The organism is Pandoraea iniqua (assembly GCF_902459685.1).
Taxonomy (GTDB): Bacteria; Pseudomonadota; Gammaproteobacteria; order Burkholderiales; family Burkholderiaceae; genus Pandoraea; species Pandoraea iniqua.
This window is the reverse complement of record NZ_CABPSF010000002.1, coordinates 1,184,542-1,199,360: the sequence shown is the minus strand read 5'-3', so window position 1 is coordinate 1,199,360 and position 14,819 is coordinate 1,184,542. Positions and strand designations below refer to the sequence as shown.

Sequence of the window (14,819 nt, the reverse complement as noted above, 5' to 3'; positions counted from 1 at the left end):
AGGGGATTTTGGGGTGACCGATGGGACTCGAACCCACGACGACTGGAATCACAATCCAGGACTCTACCAACTGAGCTACGGCCACCGCCGTGATCAACAACATGACTTGCTTGCTGAACAGAAACAAGATTATAGCGACGTTATTATCGCGTTGCCAAGCACTTTCTTCACTTCTTTTAAATATTTCTTGGCCCACACGCGCGATCGATGCGCGACACGTCGATCTCGCGCGGCAATGACCCGCCGCGCTTCTGCCTCTTAGGCTTTATGCCGACATCAATGACGACACGTTCTGCACGTCACCTGCATCACGTGCTTCGCGTGCATCACGGCTGTCGCGCTCGGCCAGCGCCCCCGCGCGCAGTTGCGCACGCGCCTCTTCGAACGCACCGATGCCCGCCTTCAGGCGCTTCGGGTCGGAGAGCACCCGGCGCCATCCGCGTGCGCCCGGCACGCCACGATACAAGCCCAGTGCGTGACGCGTGATCGCGCCCAGATAGTGCCCCTTCGCCACTTGCGCCGCCGCGTATTCGATCAATGCATCCTCAACGGCCTCGCGTGACTTCACCGGCGCGGGATCGTCGTAGAAACGTGCGTCGACTTCCGCCAGCACATAGGGGTTGTGATACGCCTCACGGCCCAGCATCACACCATCGACGTGCTGAAGATGCAGCGCCACCTCGTCGAGCGTCTTCACGCCACCGTTGATCAGAATCTCGAGCTGCGGAAATGCCTGCTTGAGACGATACGCATAGTCGTACTTGAGCGGCGGAATCTCGCGATTCTCTTTCGGGCTCAGCCCCTTGAGAATGGCATTGCGCGCATGAACGATGAACGTGCTGCAACCTGCCTCGGCGATCTTGCCGACAAAATCTTCAACGAACGAAAACGACTCGACATCATCGATACCGATGCGATGCTTGACCGTCACCGGCACTTGCACCACGTCGCGCATCGCCTTCACGCAGTCGGCGACCAGTTCAGGCTCGGCCATCAGGCACGCTCCGAACGCGCCGCGCTGCACGCGCTCCGAGGGACACCCGCAGTTCAGATTGATTTCGTCGTAACCCCACTGCTCACCCAGCTTCGCCGCACGCGCGAGATCCTGCGGCTCGCTGCCGCCGAGTTGCAACGCCACCGGATGCTCGACCGCATCGAAGTCCAGATGACGCGCGACGTCACCGTGCAACAACGCACCGGTCGTCACCATCTCGGTATACAGCCACGTGTGACGCGAAAGCTGGCGATGGAAAACCCGACAATTCGAATCGGTCCAATCCATCATCGGCGCCACGCTGACGCGGCGGGCAGGCAAGTTCATGCAAATTCCTCGGTATTTCCTGTTACGTCTTGATCTGTTCTGATCTGTCCCGGGGGAATGCCAATGTCGTGGCACCCCGTCAAACGACGTCTTTTACGATACAAAACACGAAGTATACGTCATGCGTATCGGCCTCGCAGGCGGGCGCAACCCGGGCACAACCCGCCCGCGGACTCCGCACCGAGCCCTTCGCGAAGGACACATCACAACTCGATCGATTCGTTTCCTGACGACAACGTCGACGCTCGGGGAGTACACTTTCGCCTTCCCGATGTCACAAGAACACACACAAGGAGACGCCCCCATGGCCCCGAAGGATCTGTTGCAGGCACTGATCGTGGTCCTTGCCTGGGGCGTGAACTTCGTGGTCATCAAAGTCGGGCTGCACGGCGTGCCGCCCATGTTGCTTGGCGCGCTCCGCTTCCTGCTCGCCGCGTTTCCCGCCATCTTTTTCGTCAAGCGCCCGGCGGTGCCTTGGCGCTGGCTGATTGCCTACGGCGTCACCATCTCGTTTGGCCAGTTCGCCCTCTTGTTCACCGCGATGTACGTCGGCATGCCGGCCGGGCTCGCCTCGCTCGTGCTTCAGGCGCAGGCCTTCTTCACGCTGGGGCTTGCCGTCGCCTGTCTGGGTGAACGGTTTCGGGCACAAAACGTCGTCGGCCTGCTGATTGCCGCCGCCGGGCTGGCCATCATCGGCGCACAAGGCGGCGGCGCCATGACGCTGCTCGGCTTTGTGCTCACGCTCTGCGCGTCGCTCAGCTGGGCCACCGGCAACATCGTGACGAAGAAGATCGGCCAAGTCGATCTGGTCGGGCTCGTGGTGTGGGCCAGCCTGATCCCGCCGATTCCGTTTGCGCTGCTGTCTTACTGGTTCGAAGGGCCGGCGCAGATCACCGCGTCGCTCTCACACATCTCGGGCGCATCGATCTTCGCGATCGCCTATCTGGCGTTTATCGCGACGCTCGTCGGCTACAGCCTCTGGGGCCGGCTGATGACACGCTACCCGGCCAGTCAGGTCGCCCCGTTCTCGCTGCTCGTACCGATCATCGGTCTCGCCTCAGCAGCCCTGCTGCTGGACGAACAACTCACAACGCCGCAAATCGCCGGCGCGGTCCTTGTCATGGCCGGGCTTGCCGTCAACGTGTTCGGCGCAAAGATCAAACAGCGCCTGCTGCCGTCTTCGCGGTAGCGAGACGCATATGCAATAACGGGAACGGACGGCCCTGCCCGTCCAGCTCGGAGCGCCCGATCACTTCGAAGCCCTCGCGCCGGTAGAACGCCTGCGCCTGCGGGTTCTGTTCATTGACGTCGACCATCGTGCAGTCGAGTTCGCGCACGGCATAAGCCAGCAGCGCCGCGCCGATACCCTGCCTGCGCGCTTCGGGCGCGATGAACAACATTTCCACGTTGCCCTCGGCCGTACCGAGAAAGCCACGGATGACACCGGCATCGTCGCGGAACACGCGCAGCGTTACCGCGCCCAGATAGTCTTCGCGAATGCGCGGACGCAGCCAAGCAATGTCCGCATCGCTCAGGAAATCGTGCGTCGCGCGCACGGACGCTTCCCACAACTCGGTGATCGCGTCGAATTCGGTTTCGCCAGGGGTGAAAATGCCAGACATCGAGATTCCCGGATAAGAGATCGGTTACGTTGAATGTGCACTGCTAGAGCAAAACGCAAAAAGCCTGATTTCTTTTGGAAATCAGGCTTTTCAATTTGGTTGCGGGGACAGGATTTGAACCTGTGACCTTCGGGTTATGAGCCCGACGAGCTGCCAGACTGCTCCACCCCGCGTCTGAAGAAATAGATTATATGGCAATCATCATCGCAGTGCAACAATAACGTCGGATTATTTTTCCTGCGGCCAGTCGCGACCTCGTTGTCGCACTGCATCATGTCCGCGCTTTCTATATAGAAGGGGTTATCCCGCAACCCCGCGTGCGTTGCCGCACAGCGTGCGCCGCCGATGATACACTCGCAGCAACCATGAACCGACGCCCTCCCATCCAATTCTGTTCTGCCTGCGGCCATCCGGTCGAGTTGCGCATTCCGCCCGGTGACAACCGTGAGCGCCACGTCTGCGTGAATTGCGGCACGATCCACTATCAGAACCCCCGCAACGTGCTCGGCACCGTGCCGGTATGGGGCGATCAGGTCTTGCTCTGCAAGCGCGCGATCGAGCCGCGGCTGGGTTACTGGACCCTGCCCGCCGGTTTCATGGAAATGGGTGAGACGACATCGCAGGCCGCCGCCCGCGAGACACTCGAAGAAGCGGGTGCCATCGTCGACGTCGGCGCCCTCTTCTCGCTGCTCAACGTCCCGCACGTCAATCAAGTTCACATCTTCTATCTGGCGCAGATGCGCGAACCGCAATTTGCCGCCGGTGAAGAGAGCCTCGAAGTCGCCCTGTTCTCCGAAGACGAGATTCCGTGGGACGACATCGCATTCCCGACCGTCGCCAAGACGTTGCGTTTCTTCTTTGAAGATCGCCGCGCCGGCGCCTTCGGCATCCACATGGAAGCGAACGCCGACGCGGGCGTGCCCGGCGTCCCGGTGCCCAGTCTGCCCGTCAACACGGCGCACACTGAGGACATCCTCACGCCGATGTTGCGCGGCTGAGCGCTCGCTGCGCTCACCGCACCGCGCCGCCGCCCCGACATGGTTGTCTGGCTCGAAGCTAACGATCCTTTTCCTCCGGCCGATAATGCGCTTTCCGCTGCCAGCGAAGCGCCCGGCCTGCTCGCCGCCGGACTCGACCTCTCACCGCAACGGCTGCTTGCCGCGTATCGCCAAGGTATCTTCCCGTGGTATTCGCAGGGCCAGCCTGTCTTGTGGTGGAGCCCCGACCCGCGCATGGTGCTGCGCCCCGAGAACTTCGTCGTCAGCCATAACTTCCGCAAGCTCCTGCGCCGCGTACTGCGCGACGACGCTTGGGAAATTCGTCTCGATGCCGATTTTCCCGCCGTCATGCGTGCCTGCGCCGAAGCGCCGCGCCGGGGTCAGGACGGCACTTGGATCACCCCGGCGATCGTAGCCGCCTACCGCGCCTTGCATGACGCCGGCCTCGCGCACAGCGTGGAGACTTGGTATCAGGGCGAGCGCGTCGGGGGCCTCTACGGCGTCGCGCTCGGGCGCATGTTCTACGGCGAATCGATGTTCGCCAAACGCACCGACGCCTCCAAAATTGCGCTGGCCGCGCTCGTCTCCTTTGCACGCACACACGCAATAGAGGTGATAGACTGCCAGCAAAGTACCGCCCACTTGGCGTCACTCGGCGGCGGCGAGATCTCCCGCCACGCGTTTCTGACCCACGTGCAAAAGGCGGTCGCGGCCCCCGCGCCGGTCTGGCATCTCGACAAGCAGATCCTCACCGGCCTGGCCTACGGTAACGCAGCAGATAAGGCTCACGAGGTTTTGCAGTGACCCATCCGAACGAACTGCCGCTCTCCCCGCTGTCTGCCCTCCAGTTCTACGCAACAGCTCCCTATCCCTGTAGCTATCTCGATCACCACACGGCCCGCTCGCAAGTTGCCACGCCGAGTCATCTGATCAACTCCGATGTCTACAGCGAACTCGTCCGCTCCGGTTTTCGTCGCAGCGGCGTGTTCACCTACCGCCCCTATTGCGACGGCTGCCGCGCATGCGTGCCGGTGCGCGTGCCCATCGACCGCTTCGGGCCGAACCGCACCCAACGCCGCATCTGGCGCCGTCATGCCAGCCTCGCGGTCAATGTCTCGGGCTTGCATTACACCGAAGAGCATTACCAGCTTTACATGCGCTACCAGTCCCGACGTCACGCCGGCGGCGGGATGGATCACGACAGCCGCGAGCAGTACGAGCAGTTTCTGCTGCAAAGCCGCGTCAATTCGCGTCTGGTCGAGTTTCGCGAACCGCCCGGCCGTCAGGGCGCGGGCACCCTGCGCATGATCAGCATGGTCGACATCCTCAGCGATGGCCTGTCGTCGGTGTACACGTTCTTCGATCCCGATGTGGAAGGCGCTTCGTACGGCACGTACAACATCCTCTGGCAGATCGAACAGGCGCGGGCGCTCGGGCTGCCGCACGTCTATCTCGGCTACTGGATTCAGGCCAGCCGCAAGATGGTCTACAAGGCCAACTTCCGCCCCCTGCAAGGGCTGATCGACGGGCAGTGGCAAGACATGCCCGACGCCATGCTCGACGCCGCCGGCGAACCGATGCCACCGCAAACTGTGCAGGCTGAATAGGCCGAATGGGCCGAATAGTCAGAACCAAGCCGCACCCGCCAGTTCGGCGGATCGATCCTCACGTGCCGGTCAACTTCGATGGCATAGCAGTGCGCACCGCGCTCATGCGCGGCGCAAGCATCCCCCGCCCCAACATACGCAGAGCGTAGAAAAAGACGCGATCTGCGCCGGGATACCGGTAAAATGGCGGCTTTCCGATTCTGCCGAACCCGACATCGTGCTTGCGCCCCTCTATCCTCTGGCCCGCCGCGCCCTGTTCTGCCTCGACGCCGAACAAGCCCACCACCTGACGCTGGCAACCCTTCGCGGGGCCGCATCCCTCGGCCTCGCCGGGCTTGTCGGCCAGACGCTGCCGGAAGATCCGCGCACGGTGATGGGTATCCGATTCCCGAACCCTGTCGGACTGGCCGCCGGCCTCGACAAGGACGGCAGCTGCATCGACGGTCTTGCCGCGCTCGGTTTCGGTTTTGTGGAAGTGGGCACCGTCACGCCGCGCCCGCAGGCCGGCAATCCGAAGCCCCGCATCTTCCGTCTGCCGCAGGCCGAAGCGATCATCAATCGTATGGGCTTCAACAACGGCGGCGTCGAACAATTCCTGCAAAACGTGCAGTCGGCCCGCTACAAGGGGCCGCTCGGGCTGAACATCGGCAAGAACGCCGACACGCCGATCGAGCGCGCCGTCGACGACTACCTGATCTGTCTCGAAAAGGTCTACCCGTACGCCACCTACGTCACGGTCAACATCTCGTCGCCCAACACGAAGAACCTGCGCCAGTTGCAAGGCGGCGACGAACTCGACGCCCTGCTCGGCAAGCTCAAAGACAAGCAGAGCGCACTCTCCGACCGGCACGGCAAATACGTGCCGATCGCACTGAAGATCGCCCCCGATCTCGATGACGAACAGATCAAGGTGATTGCCGGCACGCTCACGCGTCACGGCTTCGACGGTGTGATTGCCACCAATACGACGCTTTCGCGCGAAGCCGTCGCCGGACAGCCGAACGCCAACGAAACCGGCGGCCTGTCGGGGCGTCCGGTGTTCGACGCATCGAACCGTGTGATCCGCGCGCTAGCCACCGAACTGGGCGGCGCGCTGCCGATCATCGGGGTGGGCGGCATTCTCTCGGGCGCCGATGCCCGCGCAAAACTCGACGCGGGTGCGAGTCTGGTTCAGGTGTATAGCGGATTGATTTACCGCGGACCCGAGCTGGTGCGAGAATGCGTGCAAGCGCTGCGCCCGGCCTGATCGGTCCGAGCAAGACGATTTGGCCGGCAAGCGGCGCGCTTTTCATCCGACGGAGAACTCATCACTATGAAAACCTGGCTCAAGACGTTGTGCCTCGTGCCGCTGGCCGCCGCAGCCCTCATGGGCACGTCCGCCGCGCGTGCCGCCGACCTGCTCGATACCGTGAAGTCGGCCGGCGTGCTGAAGATCGGCATCGAAGGGACGTATCCGCCGTTCAACTATCGCGGCGCAAACGGTGAACTGGATGGTTTCGACGTCGACGTCGCCAAGGCCGTGGCCGCCAAGCTCGGCGTGAAGCCGGTGTTCGTGACGACCGAATGGAGCGGCATCATCGGCGGGCTCGTCGCCGGCAAGTTCGATGTGATCGTCAATCAGGTCGCGATTACCGACGAGCGCAAGAAGTCGGTCGACTTCAGCCAGCCGTATGTGTATTCCGCCGCGCAGCTGATTCAGCGCAAGGACGACACGCGCGAGTTCAAGTCGCTGGACGACCTCAAGGGCAAGAAGCTGGGCGTGAGTCTGGGCAGCAACTACAACACGCTGGCAAAGTCCGTGGCGGGCATCGATGTGCGCACGTATCCGGGCGCGCCTGAGTACCTTCGCGATCTGGCCTCGCAACGTATCGATGCCGCGCTCAACGACCGCCTGATGCTCGCGTATCTGATCAAGACGTCGAACCTGCCGCTGCGCACGGGTGCTGTGCTGCAAGGGGCCAACGAGTCGGTCGGCATTCCGTTCCGCAAGGGCAATCCGCAGTTTGCGAAGGCGATCGACGACGCATTGACGCAGATGAAGCAGGACGGCTCGCTCGCCAAGCTGTCGCAAAAATGGTTCGGCGAAGACACTTCCAAACCGGCCAAGTAAACCGCCAGCGCCCGTCATCATCATAAAAACGCGCTTGTCGAGAACCTCGCAAAGCGCATAAACGCGGCCGACGCCACGCAACCCTGCTGGCGTCGGCCTTTGCCGTTTTAGACGATCTGTCCCCCCGCTATGGATCCATTCGAACTCGCCGCTCAATCCCTGCCCGTGCTATTGCAGGGCACCGTCCTCACGATCAAGTTCGCCGTGATGTCGATGGTGTTCGGTCTGGCGCTGGGCATCGTCGTCGCGATCATGGGGATCGGCAAGATCCGCGTGTTCCGCGCCCTCGCCCGCGGCTACGTGAGCATCATGCGCGGCACGCCGTTGCTCGTGCAGATCTTCGTGATCTACTACGGCTTGCCCAGCGTCGGCATTTCGCTTGAGCCGACACCGGCCGGTGTACTCACGCTAAGCCTGAACGTCGGCGCGTATCTGTCGGAGAGCATGCGCGGCGCGCTCGAAGGCATGCCCCGGGGTCAGTGGCTGGCGTCGTACAGCCTTGGGCTGTCGTACTGGCAGACGCTGCGCTACGTCATCGGCCCGCAAGCCCTGCGCATGGCAGTGCCGAGCCTCGGCAACAGCCTGATCAGCCTGATCAAGGACACGTCGCTCGTCTCCGTGATTACCGTGACCGAACTGTTGCGCTCCGCGCAGGAAGTGATTGCGTCGACGTACCAGCCGCTCCCGCTCTACCTCGCGTGTGCGGCGATCTACTGGGTGCTGTCGACGGGTCTCTCGGCGCTGCAACGGCGCATCGAAAAACGGCTGGCGTTGCCGTCGCGAAATTGACGCAGCCTTAACTCAGCCTTAACGCGGCGCGCGGCGTTCCCGATACATTGCGCGGAACGTTTTGCCGCTCGGCGCCGGCATCTCGCGCGTGTTGGTCCAGCCGCCGGCGAACGGCAGCTTGGAAATGCTGCCGCGATCGCGCCCCATGCGGTTCAACACCCACGTCCCGAGTCCGGTGATGGCGGAATAAAGCCGCGGACGCCGGGCGGCAAACGCCCACGCCGCCAGCGCCGCCCGCTCCTGCCACGGCCGCAGGCCACGATCGACCTGACGCTCGCGCAGCTTGCGCAACAGATCCGAAATCGGAATGCCGACCGGGCACACGCGATTGCATTCACCGCACAACGTCGCCGCCTGCGGCAAATCGAGCGTCTTCTCCAGCCCGACATAGCTCGGCGTGAGCACCGAGCCCATCGGCCCCGGATACACCCAGCCGTACGCGTGACCACCGATCTTCTGATACACGGGGCAGTGGTTCATGCAGGCGCCACAGCGAATGCAGCGCAGCATTTCCTGAAACGCCCCGCCGATCAATCCGGTACGTCCGCCGTCCACCAGCACGAAGTACATGTGGTCGGGGCCATCGACTTCGCCTTCGGCACGCGTGCCCGTGAGCAGCGAGAAGTAGTTCGACGTGCCCTGCCCGGTCGCCGAACGCGGCAACAGACGCATGGCCGTCGCGAGATCTTCGAGCGTCGGCAGCACCTTCTCGATACCGGTGACCGCCACGTGCACGCGCGGCATGATCGTGCACATGCCTTCGTTGCCTTCATTGGTCACGACCGCGACCGAGCCGGTCTCGGCGATCAGAAAGTTGCCGCCGGTCACACCCATGTCGGCAGACAGAAACTGCGGCCGCAACATTTCGCGCGCCTCACGCGTCATCGCCGGAATTTCGGTGAGACGCGGCTTCTGGTGCACGCGCGCAAACAGGTCGGCGACTTCGTCCTTATCCTTGTGCACCACCGGCGCGATGATGTGCGACGGCGGCTCGTTGTCGTTGATCTGAAGGATGTACTCGCCCAGATCGGTCTCGACCGACTGCACGCCCATGTCGGCGAGCACCTTGTTGAGCTGAAGCTCTTCGGTGACCATCGACTTCGACTTAATCACCTTCTTCACTTCGTGCTTGCGCGCGATCTCGGCAATCAGGCGCGCCGCATCCTGCGTCGATTCGGCGAACAGTACGGTGGCGCCCCGGCGCGTGGCTTCGCGCTCGAACATCGCCAGCCAGACGTCGAGACTCTCGAGCCCGCGATTACGCCGCTCCTTGAGCGCTTCGCGTGTCGCATCGAAATCGATTTCCTCGATCGCGGCGGCGCGTGCCGTCACGAACTTGGTCGAGAGCTTCTTGAGATTGGCCTGAAGACGTTGGTCGGCGAGCTTCTGCCCCGCACGCGCCTTGAATTGCATCGATTGAACTTGCATCGCGGCTCACGAGAAGTGATGGCCGCACCCGCGCACAACATCGGCGCAGGTGGGCGAAAAAGTCGGAAGAAAGGCCATGCGCTCAGGCATCGCCGGCGAGGACCTGTGCGATATGCAGCACGCGCGTCTTCGTGTCGCCGGTACGGCGCAGGCGCCCCTCGATATTGAGCATGCAGCCCAGATCGCCCAGCACCACGGCCGGCGCCCCGGACGCCGCAATATTGGCGCACTTCTCATCGACGATGGCCGTCGAGATGTCGCCGTATTTCAGCGCAAAGGTGCCGCCGAAGCCGCAGCACGCCTGACAGTCCTTCATCTCGGTCACGGTGACACCCGGCATCTTGGCCAGCAGCGCACGCGGCTGCGCTTTCACGCCGAGTTCGCGCAGTCCCGAGCACGAGTCGTGGTAAGTCACTTCACCGTTGAAGTCGCCCGGCACCGTCTCGACGTGCAGCACGTTGACGAGGAAATCGGTGAGTTCGAACACGCGCGGGCGCAGGCGCTCGTAGCGGCCCATGAGTTCGGGATCGTCGGCGAAGAGGTCGCCGTAGTGCGCCTTGACCATGCCGCCACACGAGCCCGAGGGCACGACGACATAGTCGAAGCTTTCGAATTCATCGAGGAATTTTTGGGCGAGATCGCGCGCGATGGCACGTTCGCCGGAGTTGTAGCCCGGCTGACCGCAGCAGGTCTGGGAGTCGGGGATGACGACCTCGCAGCCGGCGGTCTCGAGCAGCTTGAGCGTCGAGAAACCGATCTCCGGACGCATCAGGTCGATCAGACACGTGACAAAGAGTCCGACGCGCATGGGGAATCCTCTTCTGGGAATAATGCGCCATTATAGGCCGCTGGGCCGAGCCGGCCCAGCGTGGATTCCCGCATGCGGCGGATGCAAGGCGCGTCAGGCGAAAGGGTGGGCGTCGACGTTGAACTGACCGCAGGAAAGCGCCCGCGCCAGCGGCACCGGGCGGTCCCGTGGCGGCGTACCCACTGGGGTCGATAACGTGCTCGACGACGGGGTCGACGAAGGAGTCGACAATAGACTCGGTGAAGGACCCGGCACCAGATTTAGCGTCCCGCGCCCGAATGGGGACGGATGAACGCCAGTCGCTCGCGCGAGACTGCGCATGTCTTCGCGCAAGCTGTCCATCTTGCTGGTCATATCGCTGGCAAAGGCGTCGTGCTTCGCCTCAAATGCATCATGCTTCGCCACAAGATTTTCCACCGTGCGCTGCGTCTGCTGAAGATCACCACGCATACGCTGCTGCCCGTCCCAAATCATGTTGAGCTGATGGGACATAACAGCGGAGTGGGTCAGCCAGATCTCGGTTTTCATTGCGTCTCCTTCACAGTTGATGAATTCCTTAGTTGCTTCGAGCAGGCTCTCGGCAGATTTCCAGCTTCGCTCGCGGTCGTAGCCGCGTATGCTGCCGAGACTCACCACCCGAAGCACCAGCGTTACGGCGAATGCGACGATGGCCACGCCCAAACTCGCAACGGCAAGGCCGATCACGCCCACAGCAGCGGCAACGCCATAAAGACCGCCGGAAATGGCAAGCCGTCTGCCGTAGTGCTTCTTGTCGGGCCACACCTGCTCGCTGGCCCGCGCAAGGGCTTTGCGCGCGTTGTCGCGATGCTCGGCAATCTCGGCGACCAGTTTCCGGCTCAGGATCGCCGTACGCTCACGCCCCGCCCATTCCGCCGCCCCACCCTGCGCAGCCAGTGTTTCGACGTCGGCCTTCAGCCGCTCGAGTTCACTGCACTTGGCCAAGGCCTCCTGCTCCTGCAAGAGCGCCTCACTCATGTGATCAAGAATCAGCGTGAAGCGCTTCGCCGAGGGGGTCAGTTGGTCAAAGTCGGTCACATCGAGTTGATGGGCGACGAGATAGTGCGGCCACCACTTTCCTTTCATCTCAGCGTATCGCCAGCACCCGTCCCACATGCCCCCCTTCAGGTATCCCGATGTCGCCTTTGCATAGGCTCGCTCGAACTTCTTTTGCAGCGCGTCGACGTCGGCCGTGTCTTTGCCCATGTCCTGCTTCGTATTCGCCAACGCAACGAATTGCGCGGCGATGACATTGCGCTTCCCGGCAATCGAGCCGTCTGGCGTGCCTGCCGCCGCCTTCATGTCATGCAACGTCAGATCGCGATGTCGCGACAGATGGGTGTTGGCAGCGCTCGCCTTCGCCTTCAGTAAGCCCAGTGCCGCCATCCCCGTCATCGCGACGCCAGGGTGACTTGCCAAGTAGGTCATGACTTATCTCTCCGTGGTAATGCACGGGTGCTGTCGGCGACCGGCCAACAGACCAGCGTCCGGCGGAACATCGACGCTCTCTCGCGACTTCCATTCGTTGCGCCGGGCATCGTCGCGAATGCGGTCCATCGTGCCTGCGCTTTGCTCACATATCGACGCCAGTTGCATGTGCACGTTCGCGATACCGCCGAACGAGGCCAGCAGCCGTTCGCGCTTATCGTGCGTATCGCGCTGGCCGGCAGCGAATGCGATCAGCAATGCCTGACGCGCCATGTTGACGCCGTCGATGGCTGCATGCTGTGCGATCCACTCGCTGCTGCGTGCCGGTGCGAGGAAGTCGTTGGGCGCATGGCGCCAGTCGAGACTGCGGCATTGCAGCGCGTAACGCAGCCCATGCGTAGTCACCTGCATGCAGACCAGTTCGTCGAAGAGGGCTTTAGCGGTGCGCGTGAGATGGTGAGTCTGATCCATCTGGTCTCGAACGGCCGGCATGGCGCCCTTGCGCAGCATGTCTCGCCACGACGCACAGTCCTTGGTTTTGCCGAGACGAAATACCTCCGCATCGATGGTATTGAGCACCGCTACCACCCGCTCGATTTGCGGTGCACGATGCCCCTGCCACCGATCGGGCTGCGCCAGTTGCTCGATGATGGCGCGCAGGTCGTCTTCCAAAAAGCGCCCGGCTTGCCGAAGGGTCTGCGGCACCCGCACCGGGAACGAGACCGGCACCTCGTGCCGGCATCGCTGAAGGCATTTGCGAACATCTCTCGCGAATGCCGCCCCAGACATCCCTTGGCCGGCAACCGTCATCCCGACGTGCGCCCGCCACGTGCCCGTACGTGGGTGCAGCCGGCTCGCCTGAAGGGCGTTCATTGCTTCCATCCCATCGCCTCCTTCTGCTTTTCGCAAGATTCCTCTACGGGAAGTCCTGCGAATTTTTCACCATATGATATAGAATCGACGCTATACGAAACTCGGCCCTACCCCATGAAAGACGACAGCAGTCAAGGCGCGGAGTCGCGCACGTCCATTCAGGTGATCGAGCGCATGATGCGTTTGCTCGATGCGCTCGCCGGACATGCCGACCCCGTCAGCCTCAAGGAGTTGGCACAGTCCACCGAACTCCACCCCTCTACCGCGCACCGCATCCTCAACGACATGGTGGCCTGCCGCTTTGTCGACCGTTGCGACCCGGGCACCTACCGGCTCGGCATGCGTCTGCTCGAACTCGGCAATCTGGTCAAAGCGCGCCTGTCGGTACGCGATGCCGCCCTTTCGCCGATGCGCGGCCTGCACCGCATCACAGGACAGACGGTCAATCTGTCGGTCCGTCAGGGCGATGAAATCGTCTACATCGAACGTGCCTACAGCGAACGCTCGGGCATGCAGGTGGTGCGCGCCATCGGCGGTCATGCGCCGTTGCATCTGACGTCGGTCGGCAAGCTGTTTCTGGCCGCCGACGAGGCGACGCGCGTACGCGCCTACGCCACACGCACCGGTCTGTCGGGACACACGCGCAACAGCATTACCGATTTGCAGAAGCTCGAACGCGAGCTGGGCCATGTGCGCAAATCGGGCTATGCACGCGATAACGAAGAGCTCGAACTCGGCGTGCGTTGCATCGCGGCCGGTATCTACGACGACAGCGGCAAGCTGGTTGCGGGGTTGTCGCTCTCGGCACCGGCCGACCGGCTGCAAGACGCGTGGCTCGTCAACCTGAACGAGACCGCGCTCCAGATCTCGGCCTCGCTGGGCTTTCACGCCCCTAGCCGTGACGCCGGTCATATGGCGTCGCATGGGGTCGCGGCCGAGTAATTGCATCGAGTCGCATTGACGCGTCATCGCGTGATCACAACCGGGTGCCGGGTACTGGCGCCGTCGGTAGCGGCGGCGGTGGCGATGGTGGCGGCGCAGATGCCATATCCGACGACGGGGACGGCGGCGCATAAGGGGGTGGTGCCTCCCCCGGCGGCATCAGTGGCGGCATCAGTGGTGGCATAAGCGACGCCATCTCCGACGCCATATTCGATGCCATGCCGGCCATGTCCGATATCTCGGACTGCATCTGCGCAATGCCGTCATACGTGCTCATCACGCGCCCGGAGACGGCGACCAGATCCTGCACCAGCGCCTCATACGCCTGCTCGAAAATCACGTTGTCGCGCGCCTGCAATTGCGCCGCCATCGATGCGGCGACACGCTCCTGATACGCCGTCGCCCGCGACAGGATGGTCTCGCTACGGCGATCGACATCCAACAGAAATTCGTGCAGTCGCCGCGCGGACGACGTCAGGCACAACGCGTTCGCCACGTCCCACTGCCCCCGCACCGATCGGCTGAACCCGTCGCCGCGCATACCGCGCAGCAAGCTGAAATCGCTGCGCTTGGCCGACTGCCGGATGCGCGTCTGAATACGCCCCTCGAAGTCGTCGATCTCGCGCACCATGCCTGACACGGCGCGCTCGCCATCCGCGTTGATCGCACGCTGCTTCGCCTGCTTGAGGTTCGTGGCGATGTGCTCGTAAATCTGCCCCATGCTCCGCTGGGTCCGCACGGCCGGGCGACGGTACTGCACCGTCATGCGGTGCGCCTCCACGTCTGCCATCGTACTGATCCATCCAAGACTCATACCGCCTCCACACTTTCATGTCGTCAATGTTGCCGGTGACGCGATCAACGCTGCTTACGCT

General features: G+C 62.9%; 15 protein-coding genes and 2 tRNA genes. 8 read left to right on the top strand and 9 right to left on the bottom strand.

Annotated features, from left to right (window positions below):
* Positions 1 to 9 precede the first annotated feature (9 nt).
* Positions 10 to 85, bottom strand: a tRNA-His gene (locus PIN31009_RS11130).
* 180 nt (positions 86 to 265) lie between these two features.
* A complete protein-coding gene (dusA, locus tag PIN31009_RS11125; protein WP_246185602.1) occupies positions 266 to 1,321 on the bottom strand; it encodes a tRNA dihydrouridine(20/20a) synthase DusA in 1,056 nt (351 codons plus the stop codon).
* A 304-nt stretch (positions 1,322 to 1,625) separates the two neighbouring features.
* Here dusA and PIN31009_RS11120 point away from each other — a divergent pair, with 304 nt between their 5' ends.
* Positions 1,626 to 2,510, top strand: coding sequence for an EamA family transporter (locus tag PIN31009_RS11120; protein ID WP_150790207.1), 885 nt, complete (start codon positions 1,626 to 1,628; stop codon positions 2,508 to 2,510).
* On the opposite strand, the gene PIN31009_RS11115 is transcribed toward PIN31009_RS11120, so the two are convergent.
* Both PIN31009_RS11115 and PIN31009_RS11110 read right to left on the bottom strand, forming a co-directional pair.
* Positions 2,479 to 2,943, bottom strand: coding sequence for a GNAT family N-acetyltransferase (locus tag PIN31009_RS11115; protein WP_150790206.1), 465 nt, complete (start codon positions 2,941 to 2,943; stop codon positions 2,479 to 2,481). The two genes, PIN31009_RS11120 and PIN31009_RS11115, sit on opposite strands and share 32 nt — an antisense overlap.
* Before the next feature lie 96 nt (positions 2,944 to 3,039).
* Positions 3,040 to 3,116: transfer RNA gene (locus PIN31009_RS11110), tRNA-Met, on the bottom strand.
* A 210-nt stretch (positions 3,117 to 3,326) separates the two neighbouring features.
* Here PIN31009_RS11110 and PIN31009_RS11105 point away from each other — a divergent pair.
* The 6 genes from PIN31009_RS11105 (at position 3,327) to PIN31009_RS11080 (ending at position 8,447) form a co-directional block, all read left to right on the top strand.
* Positions 3,327 to 3,941, top strand: coding sequence for an NUDIX hydrolase (locus PIN31009_RS11105; RefSeq protein ID WP_246185619.1), 615 nt, complete (start codon positions 3,327 to 3,329; stop codon positions 3,939 to 3,941).
* Between the two features lie 39 nt (positions 3,942 to 3,980).
* Complete coding sequence (aat, locus tag PIN31009_RS11100; protein ID WP_150790205.1) at positions 3,981 to 4,745, top strand: leucyl/phenylalanyl-tRNA--protein transferase; 765 nt, start codon at positions 3,981 to 3,983, stop codon at positions 4,743 to 4,745.
* On the top strand, positions 4,742 to 5,548 hold the full coding sequence (locus PIN31009_RS11095) for an arginyltransferase (RefSeq protein ID WP_150790204.1): 807 nt from the start codon (positions 4,742 to 4,744) through the stop codon (positions 5,546 to 5,548). Before aat ends, PIN31009_RS11095 begins: the two co-directional genes overlap by 4 nt.
* 217 nt (positions 5,549 to 5,765) lie before the next feature.
* The gene (locus tag PIN31009_RS11090) at positions 5,766 to 6,794 is read left to right on the top strand and encodes a quinone-dependent dihydroorotate dehydrogenase (RefSeq protein WP_150684177.1); all 1,029 of its coding nucleotides are present in this window, start codon (positions 5,766 to 5,768) and stop codon (positions 6,792 to 6,794) included.
* 66 nt (positions 6,795 to 6,860) lie between these two features.
* Entirely contained in the window at positions 6,861 to 7,658 is a 798-nt protein-coding gene (locus PIN31009_RS11085; protein WP_150684176.1) for a cystine ABC transporter substrate-binding protein, read from the top strand.
* A 129-nt stretch (positions 7,659 to 7,787) separates the two neighbouring features.
* Complete coding sequence (locus tag PIN31009_RS11080; RefSeq protein WP_058379226.1) at positions 7,788 to 8,447, top strand: amino acid ABC transporter permease; 660 nt, start codon at positions 7,788 to 7,790, stop codon at positions 8,445 to 8,447.
* Between the two features lie 18 nt (positions 8,448 to 8,465).
* Here the strand turns inward: PIN31009_RS11080 and PIN31009_RS11075 are convergent, their stop codons facing one another.
* From PIN31009_RS11075 to PIN31009_RS11060, 4 genes are all read right to left on the bottom strand, one after another.
* Positions 8,466 to 9,875 (bottom strand): lactate utilization protein B, encoded by a 1,410-nt coding sequence (locus tag PIN31009_RS11075; RefSeq protein ID WP_150684175.1) that lies wholly within the window; start codon positions 9,873 to 9,875, stop codon positions 8,466 to 8,468.
* 82 nt (positions 9,876 to 9,957) lie between these two features.
* A complete protein-coding gene (locus tag PIN31009_RS11070; protein WP_058379228.1) occupies positions 9,958 to 10,683 on the bottom strand; it encodes a (Fe-S)-binding protein in 726 nt (241 codons plus the stop codon).
* Between the two features lie 93 nt (positions 10,684 to 10,776).
* Entirely contained in the window at positions 10,777 to 12,129 is a 1,353-nt protein-coding gene (locus PIN31009_RS11065) for a glycerol-3-phosphate acyltransferase (protein ID WP_150790203.1), read from the bottom strand.
* Between the two features lie 3 nt (positions 12,130 to 12,132).
* Entirely contained in the window at positions 12,133 to 13,011 is an 879-nt protein-coding gene (locus PIN31009_RS11060; RefSeq protein WP_150790202.1) for a hypothetical protein, read from the bottom strand.
* Between the two features lie 105 nt (positions 13,012 to 13,116).
* Between PIN31009_RS11060 and PIN31009_RS11055 the strand changes: the two genes are divergently transcribed.
* Complete coding sequence (locus PIN31009_RS11055) at positions 13,117 to 13,944, top strand: IclR family transcriptional regulator (protein WP_087688088.1); 828 nt, start codon at positions 13,117 to 13,119, stop codon at positions 13,942 to 13,944.
* A gap of 34 nt (positions 13,945 to 13,978) precedes the next feature.
* Here the strand turns inward: PIN31009_RS11055 and PIN31009_RS11050 are convergent, their stop codons facing one another.
* Entirely contained in the window at positions 13,979 to 14,758 is a 780-nt protein-coding gene (locus PIN31009_RS11050; RefSeq protein WP_150790201.1) for a hypothetical protein, read from the bottom strand.
* Positions 14,759 to 14,819: the final 61 nt, after the last annotated feature.

Bases quoted from the DNA above. Each gene is read 5' to 3' on its own strand.
- dusA (WP_246185602.1), bottom strand. From the start codon at position 1,321: ATGAACTTGCCTGCCCGCCGCGTCAGCGTGGCGCCGATGATGGATTGG.
- PIN31009_RS11120 (WP_150790207.1), top strand. From the start codon at position 1,626: ATGGCCCCGAAGGATCTGTTGCAGGCACTGATCGTGGTCCTTGCCTGG.
- PIN31009_RS11115 (WP_150790206.1), bottom strand. From the start codon at position 2,943: ATGTCTGGCATTTTCACCCCTGGCGAAACCGAATTCGACGCGATCACC.
- aat (WP_150790205.1), top strand. From the start codon at position 3,981: ATGGTTGTCTGGCTCGAAGCTAACGATCCTTTTCCTCCGGCCGATAAT.
- PIN31009_RS11085 (WP_150684176.1), top strand. From the start codon at position 6,861: ATGAAAACCTGGCTCAAGACGTTGTGCCTCGTGCCGCTGGCCGCCGCA.
- PIN31009_RS11080 (WP_058379226.1), top strand. From the start codon at position 7,788: ATGGATCCATTCGAACTCGCCGCTCAATCCCTGCCCGTGCTATTGCAG.
- PIN31009_RS11075 (WP_150684175.1), bottom strand. From the start codon at position 9,875: ATGCAAGTTCAATCGATGCAATTCAAGGCGCGTGCGGGGCAGAAGCTC.
- PIN31009_RS11070 (WP_058379228.1), bottom strand. From the start codon at position 10,683: ATGCGCGTCGGACTCTTTGTCACGTGTCTGATCGACCTGATGCGTCCG.
- PIN31009_RS11065 (WP_150790203.1), bottom strand. From the start codon at position 12,129: ATGACCTACTTGGCAAGTCACCCTGGCGTCGCGATGACGGGGATGGCG.
- PIN31009_RS11060 (WP_150790202.1), bottom strand. From the start codon at position 13,011: ATGGAAGCAATGAACGCCCTTCAGGCGAGCCGGCTGCACCCACGTACG.
- PIN31009_RS11055 (WP_087688088.1), top strand. From the start codon at position 13,117: ATGAAAGACGACAGCAGTCAAGGCGCGGAGTCGCGCACGTCCATTCAG.
- PIN31009_RS11050 (WP_150790201.1), bottom strand. From the start codon at position 14,758: ATGAGTCTTGGATGGATCAGTACGATGGCAGACGTGGAGGCGCACCGC.